Raw genomic sequence first — 14,928 nt, 5'->3', positions numbered from 1 at the left:
AGGCCCACGACCTAGACTGGCTCGACGACACGGTTCCCCAAAAAACATCCACCGGAGACAAGAGCCATGAGCCAGGACCTGAACGATCTTCACGCCGCCCTCGATTCGCGGGCCCGCCGCAAGTTTCTGCTGCAGACCGGCCTGGCTGGCGCAGCCGCCGGCTTGGGCTTGCCAGCCTGGGCCGAGGCAGCCTGGCCCAGCCGTTCCGTGCGCCTGGTCGTGCCGTTTGCGCCCGGCGGCAGCTCGGAGATCGTCGCTCGCGCCACCGCCTTCGAGCTGGGCAAGACCCTGGGCCAGACCGTCTACGTGGAAAACAAGCCCGGCGGCAGCGGCAATATCGCCATGGCCGAGGTGGCCCGCGCCGATGACCAGCACACCCTGGTGCTGGGCCATATCGGCACCTTGGCGGTCAACCCCTTCATCTACGACAAGCTGCCTTACGACCCGGTCAAGGACTTCAAGCCCGTGACGCTGCTGGCCAAGGTGCCCAGTCTCTACGTGGTCCACCCCGATGTGCCGGCGCGCAACCTCAAGGAATTTGTGGCCCTGGCGCGCAGCAAGCCGGGCCGCCTGAATTACGGCTCGGCCGGCAATGGCAGCGCCGGCCATCTGGCCATGGAGTATTTGAAGATGGCGGCCGAGCTCTTCATCGTTCATGTTCCCTACCGCGGCACCGGCCCGCAGCTGACCGATCTGCTGGCCGGCCGCCTCGATGCCGCCTCGGTCGGTGCACCGGCCGTGCTGCAGTTCATCAAGGCCGGCAAGTTGCGCTGCCTGGCCACCGGCTCCAAGGCCCGCTTGCCGCAGCTGCCCGATGTGCCGACCGTGGCAGAGCAGGGCTTCCCGGGCTTTGAGATGACGCAGTGGTACGGCCTGCTCGCGCCGGCCAATCTGGCCCCGGCCCATCTCGACCGCCTGGCCACGGAATCGGCCAAGGCCATCCGAAGCAGCGCTTCTGCCGAGCGCCTGAGCGCCGATTCGGCCGAGGCCGTGGGCAACACGCCGGCTCAGTTCGCCGCCTTCATTGCCCAGGAACAGCAGCGCTGGAAGCCGGTGCTGAACCGGGCCAAGGTCAAGCCGGATTGATCTGGGCCGCCGCTGCCGCCGCTCCCGCGTTGCGGCGCAGGCGGCGAAGGCTGCGCTGAGCGAACCAGGCTTTCAGGCGCGGGTGGCCCCAGTACTTGTCGAAGAAGTGGTGCATCACCGTGTTGACGGCCGGTTCCACAAAGGTCACCGCGCCGGCCACGGCCACATTGCCTGTCAGGGCGTAGGTGACGCCGAAGGAGGTGCCCAGATGGAGGACGCCGAAGCTCGCGGTTTTGGCCATGGCGGGTTCACCTATTGATGCTTTGATTTCAATAGTCGAATGCTAAGAGGGCAGCCACTCGCCGTCCATTTGGCAATCTCGATGGCGGCAATAGCCCCTGCTCAACCGGCTTGGTTGCTGGCCGGCGGCACGCTGCGCAGATCTTGCGCCACCCGCCCACCTTGCAGGGCGATGATGCGCTGAGCCGAGGCAATGGTCTCCGGGCGGTGGGCGATGACGATGCGGCTCAGATTGAGCGTGCGCAGCGAGGCGTTGAGCTGGCGTTCTTTCTCGACATCGAGCGCGCTGGTCGCCTCGTCCAGGAACAGGTAGTGCGGCCGTTTGTAGAGCGCGCGCGCCAGCAGCACGCGCTGCCGCTGCCCGCCCGAAAGGCTGCTGCCCATGTCGCCGACCAGGCTTTGGTAGCCCATGGGCAGGGCGCTGATGTCCTCGTGCACGCAGGCGATGCGCGCGCATTCCTGCACCCAGCCTGCGTCGGCCTCGGGGTCGAAGAAGCTGATGTTGTCGGCAATGCTGCCGGCGAAGAGCTGGTCGTCCTGCATGACGATGCCGATGCGGGCGCGCCAGGCGGCCAAGCCCAGCTGGGCCAGCGGCCGGCCACCGATGCGGATCTCGCCGCGCTGCGGGCTGTGGATGCCCAGCATCAGCTTGAGCAAGGTGGTCTTGCCACAGCCCGAGGGGCCGACGATGGCCACCGCTTCGCCGGGCTCGATGCGCAGGCTGCAGCTCTGGATCACCGGCGCCTCGCCTTCCGCATACGCAAAGCTCAGGTCCACCAGTTCGAGCGTTTCCGGAGAGCCGGCACTCACTTTGGCCCCTGCGCTCAGCTCGGCCGGCTCGGCCGCGCTCAGCACGATGTCGGCCAGGCGCTCGCCCTGCAGGCGCAGCATGCTCAGCTCCACGCCCTTGTCGATCAGGCCGGCCACGCGCGCGCTGAACTGCTCTTTGTAGGCCAGGAAGGCGAACAACATGCCGACCGAGAGCTCGCGGTCCAGCACCAGCAAGGCGCCCAGCCAGACGATGGCCACGCGCTCCAGGCCGAACAGCAGGCGCTGGCCCACGGCCATGCCCAGGTCCAGCCGGCGAGTGGCGATGCTGGCGTTCATTTGCTCGACCACCAGATTGGCAAAGGCGGCGCTGCGCTCGGCCTCGGCGTTGTAGAGCTTGATGGCTTGGGCGCCGCGCAGCGATTCCAGGAAATGGCTGTTCTGTTTGGCCTCGAACACCAGGGCCTCTTCGCTGGCTTCGCGCAGCGGCCCGAAGTAAGCCCAGCGCAGCAGGCCATAGCCCAGCACCGCCGTCAGCGCCACGGCACTCAGCCGCGGCGAGTAGACGGCCATCATGGCCAGGGTCAGCAGCACCATGGCGCCGTCCAGCAGCGCCTCGGCGAAACGGGTGGAGAGGGTGCGCTGGATCTGCTGCACGCTGGAAAAGCGCGACCAGATGTCGCCCAGGTGGCGCTTCTCGAACCAGGCCAGAGGCAGGCGCAGCAGGTGGCCGAAGACCTGGGTCAGCCACTGCAGATTGAGCGAAGCCGAGAGCACCAGCACCGCCCAGGAGCGCAGGGCGCTGATGGCTGTTTGCAGCAGTACCAGCAGGCCAAATCCCAGGCCCAGGGTGACCAGCAGGTCGCGGTCGGCGCTGACCAGCACCCCGTCCACCACCCACTGCAGCAAAAAGGGCGAGAGCAGGGCCAGCAGCTCCAGCGCCAGGGCCAGCAGCAGGATCTGGCCCAGCGAGCGCTTGAGCCCGCTGATGCGGCCGAACAGCTGGCGCCAGCGCAGGCGTGGCGCCGGAGCCTGGGGTGTGAAGTCCGGGCCAGGGCGCAGCTCCAGGGCCACGCCGGTGAAGTGGCGCGAGAGCTCCGCCAGAGAGATCTGCCGCCGGCCATGGGCCGGGTCGTGGATCAGGGCCTGCTGGCCGCGCACCTCGACCAGGACCACGAAATGGTTGAAATCCCAGTGCAGGATGGCCGGCAGCTCCAGCCGGGCCAGATGCGCGGGCTCGGCGCGCAGTCCGCGGCCGGCCAGGCCCAGGGGCGCGGCCATGCGCAGCAGGTCGGCCATGGTCGCGCCCTTGAGCGAGAGCGAGAAACGGCGACGCAGCTCCGGCAGGTCCAGATGCAGTCCACGCGCGCTGGCCACCATGGCCAGGCAGGCCAGGCCGCATTCGGCTGCCTCCGTCTGCAGGATCACCGGTACCCGGCCGCGGCGGAGCCAGCCCAGGTGCAGGCGTGACAGCAGGCCGGGGGCGGCGTCGGGGGCGGGATCAGACACGTTGGGCCAGGCTCAGCAGGGGTTCGAAGATCCACTCGATCAGGCGGCGCCGCTCCAGCATGACATCGGCATCGAGCTGCATGCCGGCGGTCAGGGCTTGAGGCTGTCCGTAGGCGCTGACGGTTTGGTGGTCCAGACTGACCGTGATGCGGTAGAGAGGCTCGCTGCCGGCGCCCTGGCTGAGGGCGGCCGGCAGGTTGAGGGTGGCCAACTCGGCCGGGGCCAGCGGTGTGCGCGAGACCTGAAGCACGCGCCCACTTTGCTGGCCGAACTTTTGGTACGGAAAGGCCTGGTAGCGCAGCTGCACGGCCTGCTGCGCCTGCAAAAAGCCGACTGCGCTGGACGGCGCGAACAGCTGGGCCTGCATCTGCGTGCGGGCTGGCAGCAGCTGGGCCAGGGCCGCGCCACCCTGGATGCTTTGGCCGGGCTCGGCCAGCAGGGTGGAGACGATGCCATCGCTGGGTGCGCGCAGCACCAGTCGGCGTCGGCCCTCGGTCTCCAGGCCTCTTTCCTTCAGCTCGGCCAGGTCGCGGGCGATCTCGGCCTGCAGCACTTCGCTGCGCAGCGGCAGCTCGCGCATCTGCGCCTCGGTCGCTTGCAGATCGCGCTGCAGCGCCTCGCCTTGGCGGGCCAGGGCCTGGGTCTGCGATTGCAGGCCGAGCAGTTCCTCGCGTTTGCTCTGCAGCTGGGCGGGCGAGATGAAGTTGTTGCGGGCCAGGTTTTCCTGCCGCTCCAGCGATTCGCGCGCCAGGGCCAGGCGCTCGGCGTGCAGTTGGCGCTCGACCTGCAACTGGGCTTGTTCGCGCAGCAGGCCGGCGCGTTTCTGCGTCAGGGTTTGCAACTGGGTGCGCACCAGGGCCAGCTGCTGGCTGGCCGTGCCTTGCAGGCTCAGCTGACGGCTTTGCAGGGTCTGGGCGATGCCTTCGATGGTCTGGCTGGCGCTGTCCAGGGCCAGCACAAACAGCACATCGCCGGCCTTGACCGCCTGGCCTTCGCCGACCTCGCGGCTCAGCACCGTGGCCGATTGCGGCGCCTGGATGCGCAGCACGCCGCGGTCCGGCACCAGATAGCCACTGACCCGGGCCTTGCGGGTGTACTCCGCCGTACAGAGAAACGCGAGCACCAAAGCAACACTGCCCACGGCAACCGCCGTGAGCAGTGTGAGAGACAGCGGTGGCAGGACGTGCACCCTGCCCAAGCCGCTGTGCTGCTGGCCTTGCAAGGCCTCGCGGCGGAACAGCATGTGTGGCGAAGACCGGTCTTTGCTACCTTCTTGCCCGTCAAAGCCCGCTCGGTTCAGGAGCGGGGGGTGACAGCGAGAAAGGGATTACCAGCCGCCTTTGGGGCCGGGGACAGGCGCTTCGGTTGGCGTCGGTGCATCGGGCACCACGGGGGCGCCGGGCAGCGGGCCCCAACCACCCTTGGGACCACCACCTGCCACGTGGGCCAGTTGTTCCAAGGTCAGTTCCACGGGTGTCGATGCAGAAGAATCCAGTTCAGTGCGGGTTTGATGGTTCATGATGGAATCCGTTCTAAGAACTCACTCCCACGAGTGCTTGTCGCTATTTCAGCAAGCTTGCGTCCGAAGGGAAACTGTCAACTCTTACAGTTGCGCGAAGCCTGGAGGTTATGTCAGCCTCGCAGCGCCAGGGCTGCGGGTTTGCGAGAGAACTCGGGTTTCAACGGATCAAGCCCATGCGCAGCGCCTTCAACACCGCCTGATGTTTGGTGGTGCAGCCCAGCTTGTGCATGGCGTTGTTGAGGTGTAGCACGGCCGTGCGCTCGGTAATGCTGAGGATGGTGCCGACCTCCCAAGCCGTCTTGCCATCCATGGTCCAACGCAGGCATTCCAGCTCGCGCGGAGTGAGTCGGCTGGGCAATGTGACGCTCTCGTGACCTTTGGGCATGACTACGCGCCACGCGGCTTCTTGTGCGTACACAGCAAACAGCTGTAGGTTGGCAACCATCTGCGTCATGGCTACGGGCTCGCGGGGCAAGTCGCTGTCTCGGTCCACGCCCAGGAAAAAATGCCGCCCTTCAGGCAGGTGCAGAGCCAAGGCAATCCCTGTGTGATAGCCGAAGCGAGCTTGTTCTTCCCACATCTCAGCCTGCCCGGACGCCACATAGGTTTTCTGATTCCAGACGATGGGCACGCTGTGGCGCTTGCAGTGCTGCATCACCGGGTCCTGGCGCCAGCTGGATCGATCTGCAAACACCGATGAGAAGGACTCCGGCGTGTTGTCCACCGTCTCGAACTCGGATTCGCCGACGGTGTGATCCAGCACCACCGTGGCTGACACGGTGGAGAAGCCCAGGCTTTGCGCGAAGCGGATCACCTCGTGGCGAAACTCCTCGCGGCTGCGTGCCTCCAGCACCGCCTGATAACCCCCTTGCAGCATTGAATTGCTCCCGTCCATGGCGCGCATTGCAATAAACCGCGGGCTCGCGGTCAACTCGGTTATACCCCTGGCAAGGTTTACAGCTGGCGTGCCGAAAACGCTGCTTGCACACTGCACAAACAGTTACGCAAGTCTGTCCGCTCGTTGATCCACATTAGCAATTCGAAGTGATTGTTCTATGACTCCAGCTTGGATGGTGTACGCATGGCCGCGGGTTCTTTGTGAGGCGCAGCATGCGCCGCGATTGCAGTTTGCGCACCGCAGCACCCAGGTGCTGGTTCCAGGCGAAGGTGGGCGGCCCGCCATGGGACAAACCCTGTGGCAAGGGGACGACGGCGACACCGTCGCCGGTGTGGCCTGGGATTGGGTCAGCATGTCGGCGGGCGTGGTGGCGATGGTCGACCCTCTTGCCTTGGTCACCAACCTTCAATTTCTGAATGCCGAAGGCGAAGTGCTGGCGCCGCTGGAATCCGCCCGTCAGCTCAACGAGATCGTTCACACCTTGCCCTGGCAGTACGAAGTTCAGCGAGCGCTCGGGCAGCATTGAGGGCAGCTCTCGGCACTTTGCGGACCTCTGTTGGGTTGTCGTGCTCGCTGCGGTGGCTCGGCCCGCCGCCGGGCTCATGGTTCGCGGGTCGGCTCTTCGAGCCGACTCCCCTCGTTGCTCACTCCGCGGCTCAGCGGCGCCAAACTCCCTCCGTTCGCTTCGCTCACTGCGGTCAGACAGTGGCGCCGAGTCAGTGCTTGAAGCGCGTGGGGCCACGCGCCTGAGCCGCTCCGCTGCGCGCTCGGCCGCGCACAAATCGCCCGTCGGCGGGCCGAGCCACCTCCGGAGGTGGCGGGCTCCACCGTTGATGAGGCAGATTGATCGCTATGCAAGCGCCCTGCAGCCCGTGCCGCTGCCGGGCGATTTGTGAAGGGCCGAGCAGCACGGCGCCTCGGGGCGTGCACGTACCCGTGCGCTTCAAGTTCTGACTTGGCGCTTCTGTCTGAACGAAGCGAACGCAGGGAGCGGAGTGAGTTATGCGCCAGCCCCGAGGCGCGAGCAGCGCAGGGAAGTCGGCCCGTCAGGGCCGACCCCGGAACCATGAGCCCGGTGGCGGCACGGGCTGCAGGGCCTCACGAGCAAAACCAAAGGCGGCTTCGTGCCGCTCCCCACCTCCCTGTACCCATGAAAAAGCCCGGGCATGCCCGGGCTTGTGTGGAGGGAGAAGACGGGCGGGACCGCCCGTCTTATTTGGACACCGCGCCGCGCATGGAACGTGCCACGAAGAGCAGGCCGCCGATCATCAGGGCGAGGCCCACGGCGACGCCGGGCAGGACCTGGGCGGCGCTGAGCGTCTCGCCCTTGAGCACCAGCATCATCAAGGTGTTCTGCGCCAGGCCGGGCACCCACAGATACCAGGGTGCTTCGCCACCCGGGTTGAGCAGGGTGACCATGGGCATCAGGCTCACCGCCGTCATCACCATGGTGCTGCCGGCTTGCGCTTCCTTGAAGGTCTTGGAGCGGATGGCCAGGGCCATCAGCACGGCGCTGATGCCCACGGCCAGCGGCAGCTGCAGCAGCAGGAAGGCGATCACCTCATAGCTGCCGAACTGGAACATGGCTTGCAGGCTGTCGCTCTGCAGCAGCCACTGCGCCGGCACGAAGCTGACGCAGGCAATCAACGCCACCGCCATGCCCAGCAAGGCCACCGCACCCCATTTGCCCAGCACTAGGGCGATGTGCTGCACCGGGTTCATCAGCAAGGGCTCCAGTGAACCGCGCTCGCGCTCGCCGGCCGTGCTGTCCAGGGCGGCCGTCAGGGCGCCGTAGAGCACGGCCATGATGATGAACATGGGGATGATGCCGGTGATGCGGGCGGCGCGGGCCTGCACGCTGGCCAGGTCGCGTTCCTCGATGGCCACGGGCTGCAGCAATTCGCCCGAGACGCCGCGCAAGGCCAGGCTGAGGGCGGCGCGCTCCTGGCTGAAAGCGTTGACCAGGCGTTCCAGCCGGCCGACGCCGGCGCTGGCGCGTTGGTTGGCGCTGTCGCTGACCAGTTCCACCGTTGGCTTGTCGCCGGCCAGCAGTTCGGCCTCAAAGTTCTTGCCGATCACCAGCACCGGCTCCAGCAAGGTGCTGGCGCGCAAGCGTGCTTCGTAGTCAGCCGGGGCCTGCTTCAGGGTGTAGGTCTGGCGCTCCAGGAAGTTGCGCAGGCTGGGCGCATGCTCGATGCCCACCACCTGCACCTCGCGCTTGTCGGCCTGGCCCTCCAGCGAGGAGATCAGGCCCGAGAGCGCCAGCAGCAGCAGCGGGCCCATCAGCACGGCGGGGATGGACAGGCGCATCAGGGTGCGGCGGTCACGCAAGGCGTCGACCACCTCCTTGCGCAAGACGATCCAGAAGTTCCTCAGCAGACTGGAGCTGCCGCTGTTGTTGTTGCTGCTGGTGATGCTCGCGCTCATGCCGCCACCTCTTGCTGTTGTTGTTGAGTGAAGGCCAGCTTCACAAAGGCGTCCTCGAAATGCTTCTCGCCGGCCAGGGCCAGCAGCTCAGGCACCGAGCCTTCGGCCACGCTGCGGCCTTGCGCCACCACCACCACATGCTCACAGAGCTGTTCCACCTCCGGCATGATGTGGGTGGAAAAGACGATGCACTTGCCGCCACCTTCGGGCGAGCGCAGATGGCGCAGGGCTTCGCGCAGTGCCCGGGTGGCCAGCACATCGAGGCCGTTGGTCGGTTCGTCCAGCACGATGTTGGCCGGGTCATGCACCAGGGCGCGGGCCAGGGCGGTCTTCATGCGCTCGCCCTGGCTGAAGCCATCGCTGCGGCGGTCCAGGATGTGGCGCATGTCCAGCAGGCGCGCCAGCTCCTCGGCGCGGGCGTTGGCCGCATCGGCTTCCATGCCTTGCAGGCGGCCGAAGTAGATGATGTTTTCGCGGGCGCTCAATCGCGGGTAGAGGCCGTGCGCATCGCCCAGAATGCCCATGCGGGCCAGGGCCTGGCGCGGCGCCTGGCTGACCTGGATGCCATCGACGCTGATCTGGCCCTGGTCGGGTTCGAACAAGCCGCCCAGCATGCGCAAGGTGGTGGTCTTGCCGGCGCCGTTGGCGCCCAGCAGGCCGGTGATGCGGCCGTTCGGCGCATGCAGGCTGACATCGCGCACCGCTTGCACGGTCTGCTTCTTGCCCTTTTTGAAGAGAGAAGAGCCGCCGCTGGCGCTGACAAAGCTCTTGCTGACGTTCTTGATTTCGATCATGGCTGCACCTTGGTGGCAGAAGCGTCTTGCACCGGCACAAAGGCCAGCGGGCGCGGGATGCGGGTGGCGCAGGCGGCGTCCTGGGGCAGGGCGGCGGCGTCGGTCTTGGCGTCGAAGAAGCGGAACATCACATCGCGCATGCAGCCGATGGTGGCCACGCCGTGGCCGGCCTCGGGCACGACGATGTGCTGGGCCTTGTCGCCCAGGGCTTTTGTCACCCGCTCGCCGTGGCGGGGCGGGGTCACCGGATCGGCGCCACCGCTGAGCACCAGCACGGGCATGGCGGCCTTGGGCACTTGGTAGAAGGCTTCGGGCACCTCGCCGCGGGGCCAGGTCTTGCAGGCGGCGCTGTAGAGCAGGGCGTCGCTGTTGCCGTAGTCGGCGCCCGGCTTGTCGCTCGCTTGCGGCAGGCGAGGCAGGTCCTCGGCGCAGACCACCGAGAAATGCATGCCCATGGCCAGGCGCGAACTCTTGTTCGAGCTCATGGTGCCGGTCAGGCCCATCAGGCCGTCAAAGCGGCCCTCGGCCGCCTCGCCGATGGCGGCGGGCAGGGCGGCGGCCAGGGCTGGCATGTAGAGCGGGCCGCGCACGGCGCGCAGCAGCTGGCTGCGGGTCAGCGTGAACTGTTCTTGCTTGCCGGTCATGGGCTGACGCACCGTGATCTGGCGCGGCACGCTGGCCAGCAGCGCTTGCCACTGGGCACGCAGCTGCGGGTGGCGGGCCTGGCAGGCCGGTTCTTTTTCGCAGGCGCTGAAGGCGGCATCCAGCGCGGCCTGGTTGTCGGTCGAGAAGCTGGCGGGCAGCACCATGTCCGGCGGCGCCACGCCGTCGATCAGGGCGCGGCGCACCTTGCTCGGGAACTGGCGCATGTATTCCAGTGCCGCACGCGTGCCGTAAGAGGCGCCGTAGAGGTTCCACTGCGGCGCGCCCAGCTGTTCACGCACGGCCTCGAAGTCCTGCATGGCGATCGTCGTGGTGTACCGGCGCAGATCGCCGTGGGGCAGGCGGCTCAGGCTTTCCTGGCAGTCGCGCAGGCGGCGCTCCTGGGCTTGCGGGTCCAGGGCTTCGGCGATCGGCAGCTTGCTGTCATCGGCGCATTGCAGCGGGGCGGACTTGCCGGTGCCGCGCTGGTCGATGAAGACCAGGTCACGTCGGTTGTTCAAGCGCTTGAGCACGCCCAGCACCCGCGGCGCCACCGCAATGGCGCTTTGGCCGGGGCCGCCGGCCAGCATCAGCACCGGGTCGGGCTGCTTGTTGCGCGCCATGGCCGGCACCACCAGGTAGTGGATCTCGATCTGCGTGCCTTGCGGTTTGGCCGGGTCCAGCGGCCGCATGACGCTGCCGCATTGCATCTCATTGGGCATGCCTTCGATGCGGCAGGCGTGGGTGGGGCCACTGCCCGGCTTGCTCGTGCCGCCTTCGCTCGCGGTGGCCGTCGCTAGGCCCGTGCCCAGCAGCAGGGCCAGGCCGCTCAGCAGCGGGGCGGCTCCTGTTCCTTGTCTTTGTTTCCACATCAGCGTTGTCTCCAGACTTGGGTGCTTGTATGGGGGCGGATTATGGGCAGCGCCTGCAGCGCTTTGACTCCTGCCTGCGGCGAATGGCGGAACGCGGCGACAAGCTGCGGGGAATGCGGGGCGGCCGTTCAGTCGCCCGGCGCTGCAGTTTGTCGCAGCGCACGGACTCAGCCCGCCAATGGCGTTAGATTGAGGGTTGGGGCAATGACGGCCCCGGCATTCAGAAGGAGGAACCCAGATGTCCGTCGCCGAAGAACTCCACAAACTGGCCGAGCTGCACGAGCGCGGTGTGCTCAGTGACGCTGAGTTCGCGCAGGCCAAGGCCCGGCTGCTGAGCGGCGAGGCAGCGCCAGGCGCTTCTACCAGTGCGGGCTTTGCGCCGGCCGCCAACGGCCTGAACGAGCTGCGCCGCAGCCGCGAGGATCGCTGGCTGGGCGGTGTCTGCGGTGGCTTGTCTCGCATCACCGGCCTGGATTCCTGGGTCTGGCGCCTGCTCTTCACCCTGCTGGTGCTGTGCGTGGGCACGGGCTTGTTCGTCTACCTGCTGCTCTGGATCTTTGTGCCGCAGGATTGATCCCGGCGGCCGTTGGGCGCCTGCCTGCAAGAGTCGCCAATCCGGCGTATGGTTCGGGCTTTGCCGGCAGGTCCGCCGGCAAGTTCTCGCAAGGAAACCTGAACCATGAAGCTCTATTACAGCCCTGGCGCCTGCTCTTTGTCCCCGCACATCGCCCTGCGCGAGGCGGGCCTGAGTTTTGATCTGGTGCTGGCCAGCACCAAGACCAAGAAGCTGCAGGACGGCAGCGATTTCTACGCCATCAATTCCAAGGGTTCGGTGCCTGTGCTGGAGTTGGACAACGGTGAGCGCCTGACCGAAGGCCCGGCCATCGTCCAGTACATCGCCGACCTGGCGCCCGCCTCGAACCTGGCTCCGGCCGCCGGCAGCATGGCGCGCTACCGCCTGCAGGAATGGCTGAACTACATCACCTCCGAGCTGCACAAGGGCTTCTCGCCGCTGTTCAACCCGGCCACGCCGGAAGATTACAAGCCGGTTGCCCGCGCCGCGCTGATGGCGCGTTTCACCTGGGTCAACGCCCAGCTGGAAGGCAAGCAGTACTTGATGGGCGATCAGTTCACGGTGGCCGATGCCTACCTGTTCGTGGTCAGCAACTGGGGCCAGTACGTCGGTGTGGACGTCAGCGGCTTCGAGCATTTGGTGGCTTTCCGCGCCCGCGTGGCGGCCCGCCCGGCGGTGCAGGAAGCGATGAAGGCCGAAGGCTTGCTGAAGTGAACGGGTGAACAGGTGAATGGTGAATGGTGAATGGTGAATGGTGGAGCGCAGCCCCTTCACTTGTTCACCTGTTCACTCGTTCACCCCACCGTGCACCCGTTCACTTACTCACTCTTTCAAGTCAGGGATCAGACAATGGCCCCATGTCAACCTCCTGCTCCCCTGTTCACGCCCAGGCCTGCCTGATCCTGCAGGCCTATCTGAGCCAGCGCTTTCCCGAAGAAGGCGCGCGGCTGCAAGCCTTGCAGGCCCAGCTGCAAGACCCTGAGGGCGATGCCTTCAACCGCGCCCAGATGCGCGGCCACATCACCACCAGCGCCATCGTGCTGGACCCCGCCACCCGCCAGCTCCTGCTGATCCATCACAAGACCCTGCAGCGCTGGTTGCAGCCGGGCGGGCATTTCGAGCCCAACGAGGCGGCCGATCCCCTGCTGGCCTCGGCCCTGCGCGAGGCTCGCGAGGAAACCGGGGTCCAGGCCCTGCAGCCGCACCCCGAATACGTCGACGCCGCCAGCGGCCTGGCCCTGCCGCTGGACATCGACAGCCATGCCATCCCCGCCAACCCGAGAAAGCAGGAAGGTGCGCATTGGCACCATGACTACGCCTACCTTCTGCTGGCCGACAGCCGCGCCCCGCTGCGCCCGCAGCTGGCCGAAGTTCATGCCGCCGCCTGGCAGCCGGTGCGCGCCTGGGCCGAGGCGCCCGATCTGCGTTTTCAGACGGTGGCGCGCAAGCTGGCGGCGCTGGGCCTGGCTTGAGCGGGTGGGCCGCCATGGCTTTCGCCTGCGGCGGACCTGCCACCTACACTGCGCAGCTTTGCCTGCTTCTGCGCTGCGCCCCATGCCCGATCGCTCTTTTGCTGCTCCCGCCCTGCCTCTGACCCCGCTGGCCGCCGGCCTGTTGACGATGATGGCGGCTTTGTCTCTGGCTCCGCTGGCCGCGCGCGCCAATGACGCCGCGGTGCAAGCCGCCAGCGATGCCTTCGGCACCAGCATCGGCCGCGAGACCATCGGCCTCTACACCAGCGGCAGCGTGCGCGGTTTCTCGCCTACGGCGGCCGGCAATGTGCGCATCGACGGCCTGTACTTCGACCAGGTCTGGGGCTTGAGCGCGCGCCTGCGCCAGTCCAGCAATGTGCGCGTCGGCCTGTCGGCCCAGGGCTTTGTCTTCCCCGCGCCCACTGGCATCGTCGACCTCAGCCTGCGCCGCCCGGACGCCGAGCCCAGCGCGCAGCTGGTGCTGGGCCTGGACCAGTGGCGGGGCCGCTATATCGATCTGGACTTCAGCCACCCGCTGAGCACCGACGGCCGCTGGGCCGTGACCGGTGGCTTCTCCAAAGCCCATGTCGAATACGGCAACGGCACCGATGGCGAGTTCACCACCGGCAGCCTTGCGCTCTGGTGGCGACCCGATGTGCACACCGAGGCCATGGTGTTCGCCTCGGCCATCGACACGCCTTACGACCGCATGGGCCCGCAGGTCTCCAGCGCCACCCCCAGCCTGCCGCCGCTGGGCGAGGCGCGGGTCTTCAAGGGCCCCGACTGGGCGGCTTACAGCGGCGTCGGCCGCAACTATGGTGCCACCTTGCGCCATGCCTTCAACCCGGCCTGGCAGCTGCGCGCGGGCATCTTCCACTCCGAAAACGACGACCGCGCCAGCTTCAGCAACCTGCTGCTGGGCATGGACGCGCAGGGCCAGGCCCAGCGCCTGGTGATTGCCGACCCGGCCAGCCGCGTGGCCTCCAACAGCGGCGAGCTGCGCCTGAGCTGGGCCTTCGCCCCGGCGCCCTGGGCGCAGCGCCTGCATCTGCAGCTGGCCGGCCGCGCCCGCGACCGCCGCACCGGCGGTTCGCAAAGCCTGGACTACGGCACGATGAGCCAGCTCCAGCCCTTCCAGCCGCCGCAGCCCACCTTTGCCTTCGGCGCGCAAAGCCTGGACGAGGTCAAGCAGCGTTGGCTGGGCCTGTCCTACGAGCTGCGCTGGAATCAGCAGCTGGAGTTCAATGCCGGCCTGCAGCACAGCGACTACCGCAAGCGCGTCGACCGCCCCGGCCTGCCGCTGACCGAAACTCAAGCCACGCCCTGGCTCTACAACCTCAGCGCCGCCTGGCATTTCAGCCCCGAGCTGGCGGCCTACGCCGGCCTGACTCGCGGCCTGGAGGAAAGCGGCGTGGCGCCCGGCAACGCCAGCAACCGCAACCAGGCCCTGCCGGCCATCCTGACCACGCAGATGGATGCCGGCCTGCGCTGGCAGATGAGCCCGCGGCTGAAGCTGGTGGCCGGCGTGTTCGATGTGCGCAAGCCCTACTACAACCTCGATGCCCAGCAGCTCTTCACCGAGCTGGGCGATGTGCGCCACCGCGGCGTCGAGCTCTCGCTGAACGGCCGGCCGGCGCCCGAGTGGCAGCTGGTGGCCGGCGCGGTGTTGATGCAGCCGCGCGTGCGCGGCGAGGGCGTGGCCCTGGGCCGGGTCGGCCCGCGCCCGGTCGGCCAGGCCGAGCGCATCCTCAAGCTCAACGCGGTCTATCGCCCGGCCGCACTCGGCGGTTTGAGTTTCGACGCCGGTTTCTCGCACACCGGCCGCATGCCGGCCACGCGCGACAACCGGGTCGAGCTGCCCGCCCTCAGCGAGCTGGACCTGGGCCTGCGCTGGCCGCTGCAGCTGGGCGGCCAGCCCAGCACCCTGCGCCTCCTGCTCAGCAATGCCCTGAACCACCGCAGCCTGGAGCTGCGGGGTAGCGGCAGCTATGCCGAACGACAAGGGCGATTGCTGGCCGTGAATCTCAGCAGCCGCTGGTGAGCGAGGGGAGGGGTGTGGGACAATGTTCCACGCCATCGTCGCAGCCCTCGGGCTGCATGGACCCTCCACGTTCGTCCATCGCC

The 14,928-nt window shown here is 67.5% G+C and carries 14 protein-coding genes; 6 read left to right on the top strand and 8 right to left on the bottom strand.

The annotated features are described in order from the left end of the window. Positions 1–66 precede the first annotated feature (66 nt). Entirely contained in the window at positions 67–1,086 is a 1,020-nt protein-coding gene (locus tag OOB33_RS03810; RefSeq protein WP_271007731.1) for a Bug family tripartite tricarboxylate transporter substrate binding protein, read from the top strand. On the opposite strand, the gene OOB33_RS03805 is transcribed toward OOB33_RS03810, so the two are convergent. The 5 genes from OOB33_RS03805 to OOB33_RS03785 form a co-directional block, all read right to left on the bottom strand. Next, complete coding sequence (locus OOB33_RS03805; protein WP_171828499.1) at positions 1,073–1,327, bottom strand: DUF2061 domain-containing protein; 255 nt, start codon at positions 1,325–1,327, stop codon at positions 1,073–1,075. The two genes, OOB33_RS03810 and OOB33_RS03805, sit on opposite strands and share 14 nt — an antisense overlap. A 101-nt stretch (positions 1,328–1,428) precedes the next feature. Further along, positions 1,429–3,603: a peptidase domain-containing ABC transporter gene (locus tag OOB33_RS03800; protein WP_271007730.1), complete on the bottom strand. Its 2,175-nt coding sequence runs from the start codon at positions 3,601–3,603 to the stop codon at positions 1,429–1,431. Then, entirely contained in the window at positions 3,596–4,846 is a 1,251-nt protein-coding gene (locus tag OOB33_RS03795) for an HlyD family secretion protein (RefSeq protein ID WP_271007729.1), read from the bottom strand. The genes OOB33_RS03800 and OOB33_RS03795 overlap by 8 nt, the downstream gene beginning before the upstream one ends. Before the next feature lie 84 nt (positions 4,847–4,930). After that, entirely contained in the window at positions 4,931–5,122 is a 192-nt protein-coding gene (locus OOB33_RS03790) for a hypothetical protein (RefSeq protein WP_133155245.1), read from the bottom strand. Positions 5,123–5,282: 160 nt separating this feature from the next. Continuing rightward, complete coding sequence (locus OOB33_RS03785; RefSeq protein ID WP_271007728.1) at positions 5,283–6,020, bottom strand: helix-turn-helix transcriptional regulator; 738 nt, start codon at positions 6,018–6,020, stop codon at positions 5,283–5,285. Positions 6,021–6,306: 286 nt separating this feature from the next. On the opposite strand from OOB33_RS03785, the gene OOB33_RS03780 reads away from it, so the two are divergent. Next, complete coding sequence (locus OOB33_RS03780; protein ID WP_133155246.1) at positions 6,307–6,549, top strand: hypothetical protein; 243 nt, start codon at positions 6,307–6,309, stop codon at positions 6,547–6,549. A 686-nt stretch (positions 6,550–7,235) separates the two neighbouring features. Here the strand turns inward: OOB33_RS03780 and OOB33_RS03775 are convergent. Genes OOB33_RS03775 through OOB33_RS03765 form a run of 3 tightly spaced genes read right to left on the bottom strand, consistent with a single transcriptional unit; the run spans position 7,236 to position 10,758 of the window. Continuing rightward, complete coding sequence (locus OOB33_RS03775) at positions 7,236–8,450, bottom strand: ABC transporter permease (protein WP_271007727.1); 1,215 nt, start codon at positions 8,448–8,450, stop codon at positions 7,236–7,238. Further along, on the bottom strand, positions 8,447–9,244 hold the full coding sequence (locus OOB33_RS03770; RefSeq protein WP_271007726.1) for an ABC transporter ATP-binding protein: 798 nt from the start codon (positions 9,242–9,244) through the stop codon (positions 8,447–8,449). Before OOB33_RS03770 ends, OOB33_RS03775 begins: the two co-directional genes overlap by 4 nt. Next, positions 9,241–10,758, bottom strand: coding sequence for an alpha/beta hydrolase (locus OOB33_RS03765; RefSeq protein WP_271007725.1), 1,518 nt, complete (start codon positions 10,756–10,758; stop codon positions 9,241–9,243). Before OOB33_RS03765 ends, OOB33_RS03770 begins: the two co-directional genes overlap by 4 nt. Before the next feature lie 238 nt (positions 10,759–10,996). Between OOB33_RS03765 and OOB33_RS03760 the strand changes: the two genes are divergently transcribed. The 4 genes from OOB33_RS03760 (at position 10,997) to OOB33_RS03745 (ending at position 14,845) form a co-directional block, all read left to right on the top strand. Further along, positions 10,997–11,332 (top strand): PspC domain-containing protein, encoded by a 336-nt coding sequence (locus tag OOB33_RS03760; protein WP_271007724.1) that lies wholly within the window; start codon positions 10,997–10,999, stop codon positions 11,330–11,332. Between the two features lie 105 nt (positions 11,333–11,437). After that, positions 11,438–12,046, top strand: a complete 609-nt coding sequence (gstA, locus tag OOB33_RS03755; protein ID WP_102768814.1) for a glutathione transferase GstA — start codon at positions 11,438–11,440, stop codon at positions 12,044–12,046. Between the two features lie 143 nt (positions 12,047–12,189). Continuing rightward, positions 12,190–12,804 (top strand): NUDIX hydrolase, encoded by a 615-nt coding sequence (locus OOB33_RS03750; protein WP_271007723.1) that lies wholly within the window; start codon positions 12,190–12,192, stop codon positions 12,802–12,804. A gap of 82 nt (positions 12,805–12,886) precedes the next feature. Continuing rightward, a complete protein-coding gene (locus tag OOB33_RS03745; protein ID WP_271007722.1) occupies positions 12,887–14,845 on the top strand; it encodes a TonB-dependent siderophore receptor in 1,959 nt (652 codons plus the stop codon). Positions 14,846–14,928 lie beyond the last annotated feature (83 nt).

The organism is Paucibacter sp. B51 (genome assembly GCF_027863535.1).
Lineage (GTDB): Bacteria > Pseudomonadota > Gammaproteobacteria > Burkholderiales > Burkholderiaceae_C > Paucibacter_A > Paucibacter_A aquatilis.
The sequence above is the reverse complement of the archived record's forward strand: the minus strand, read 5'-3'. Positions and strand labels throughout refer to the sequence as shown.

What these genes read in the sequence shown, in the direction of transcription:
- OOB33_RS03810 (WP_271007731.1), top strand. Translation starts at nt 67, where the DNA reads ATGAGCCAGGACCTGAACGATCTTCACGCCGCCCTCGATTCGCGGGCC.
- OOB33_RS03805 (WP_171828499.1), bottom strand. Translation starts at nt 1,327, where the DNA reads ATGGCCAAAACCGCGAGCTTCGGCGTCCTCCATCTGGGCACCTCCTTC.
- OOB33_RS03795 (WP_271007729.1), bottom strand. Translation starts at nt 4,846, where the DNA reads ATGCTGTTCCGCCGCGAGGCCTTGCAAGGCCAGCAGCACAGCGGCTTG.
- OOB33_RS03790 (WP_133155245.1), bottom strand. Translation starts at nt 5,122, where the DNA reads ATGAACCATCAAACCCGCACTGAACTGGATTCTTCTGCATCGACACCC.
- OOB33_RS03785 (WP_271007728.1), bottom strand. Translation starts at nt 6,020, where the DNA reads ATGGACGGGAGCAATTCAATGCTGCAAGGGGGTTATCAGGCGGTGCTG.
- OOB33_RS03780 (WP_133155246.1), top strand. Translation starts at nt 6,307, where the DNA reads ATGGGACAAACCCTGTGGCAAGGGGACGACGGCGACACCGTCGCCGGT.
- OOB33_RS03775 (WP_271007727.1), bottom strand. Translation starts at nt 8,450, where the DNA reads ATGAGCGCGAGCATCACCAGCAGCAACAACAACAGCGGCAGCTCCAGT.
- OOB33_RS03770 (WP_271007726.1), bottom strand. Translation starts at nt 9,244, where the DNA reads ATGATCGAAATCAAGAACGTCAGCAAGAGCTTTGTCAGCGCCAGCGGC.
- OOB33_RS03765 (WP_271007725.1), bottom strand. Translation starts at nt 10,758, where the DNA reads ATGTGGAAACAAAGACAAGGAACAGGAGCCGCCCCGCTGCTGAGCGGC.
- OOB33_RS03760 (WP_271007724.1), top strand. Translation starts at nt 10,997, where the DNA reads ATGTCCGTCGCCGAAGAACTCCACAAACTGGCCGAGCTGCACGAGCGC.
- gstA (WP_102768814.1), top strand. Translation starts at nt 11,438, where the DNA reads ATGAAGCTCTATTACAGCCCTGGCGCCTGCTCTTTGTCCCCGCACATC.
- OOB33_RS03750 (WP_271007723.1), top strand. Translation starts at nt 12,190, where the DNA reads ATGTCAACCTCCTGCTCCCCTGTTCACGCCCAGGCCTGCCTGATCCTG.
- OOB33_RS03745 (WP_271007722.1), top strand. Translation starts at nt 12,887, where the DNA reads ATGCCCGATCGCTCTTTTGCTGCTCCCGCCCTGCCTCTGACCCCGCTG.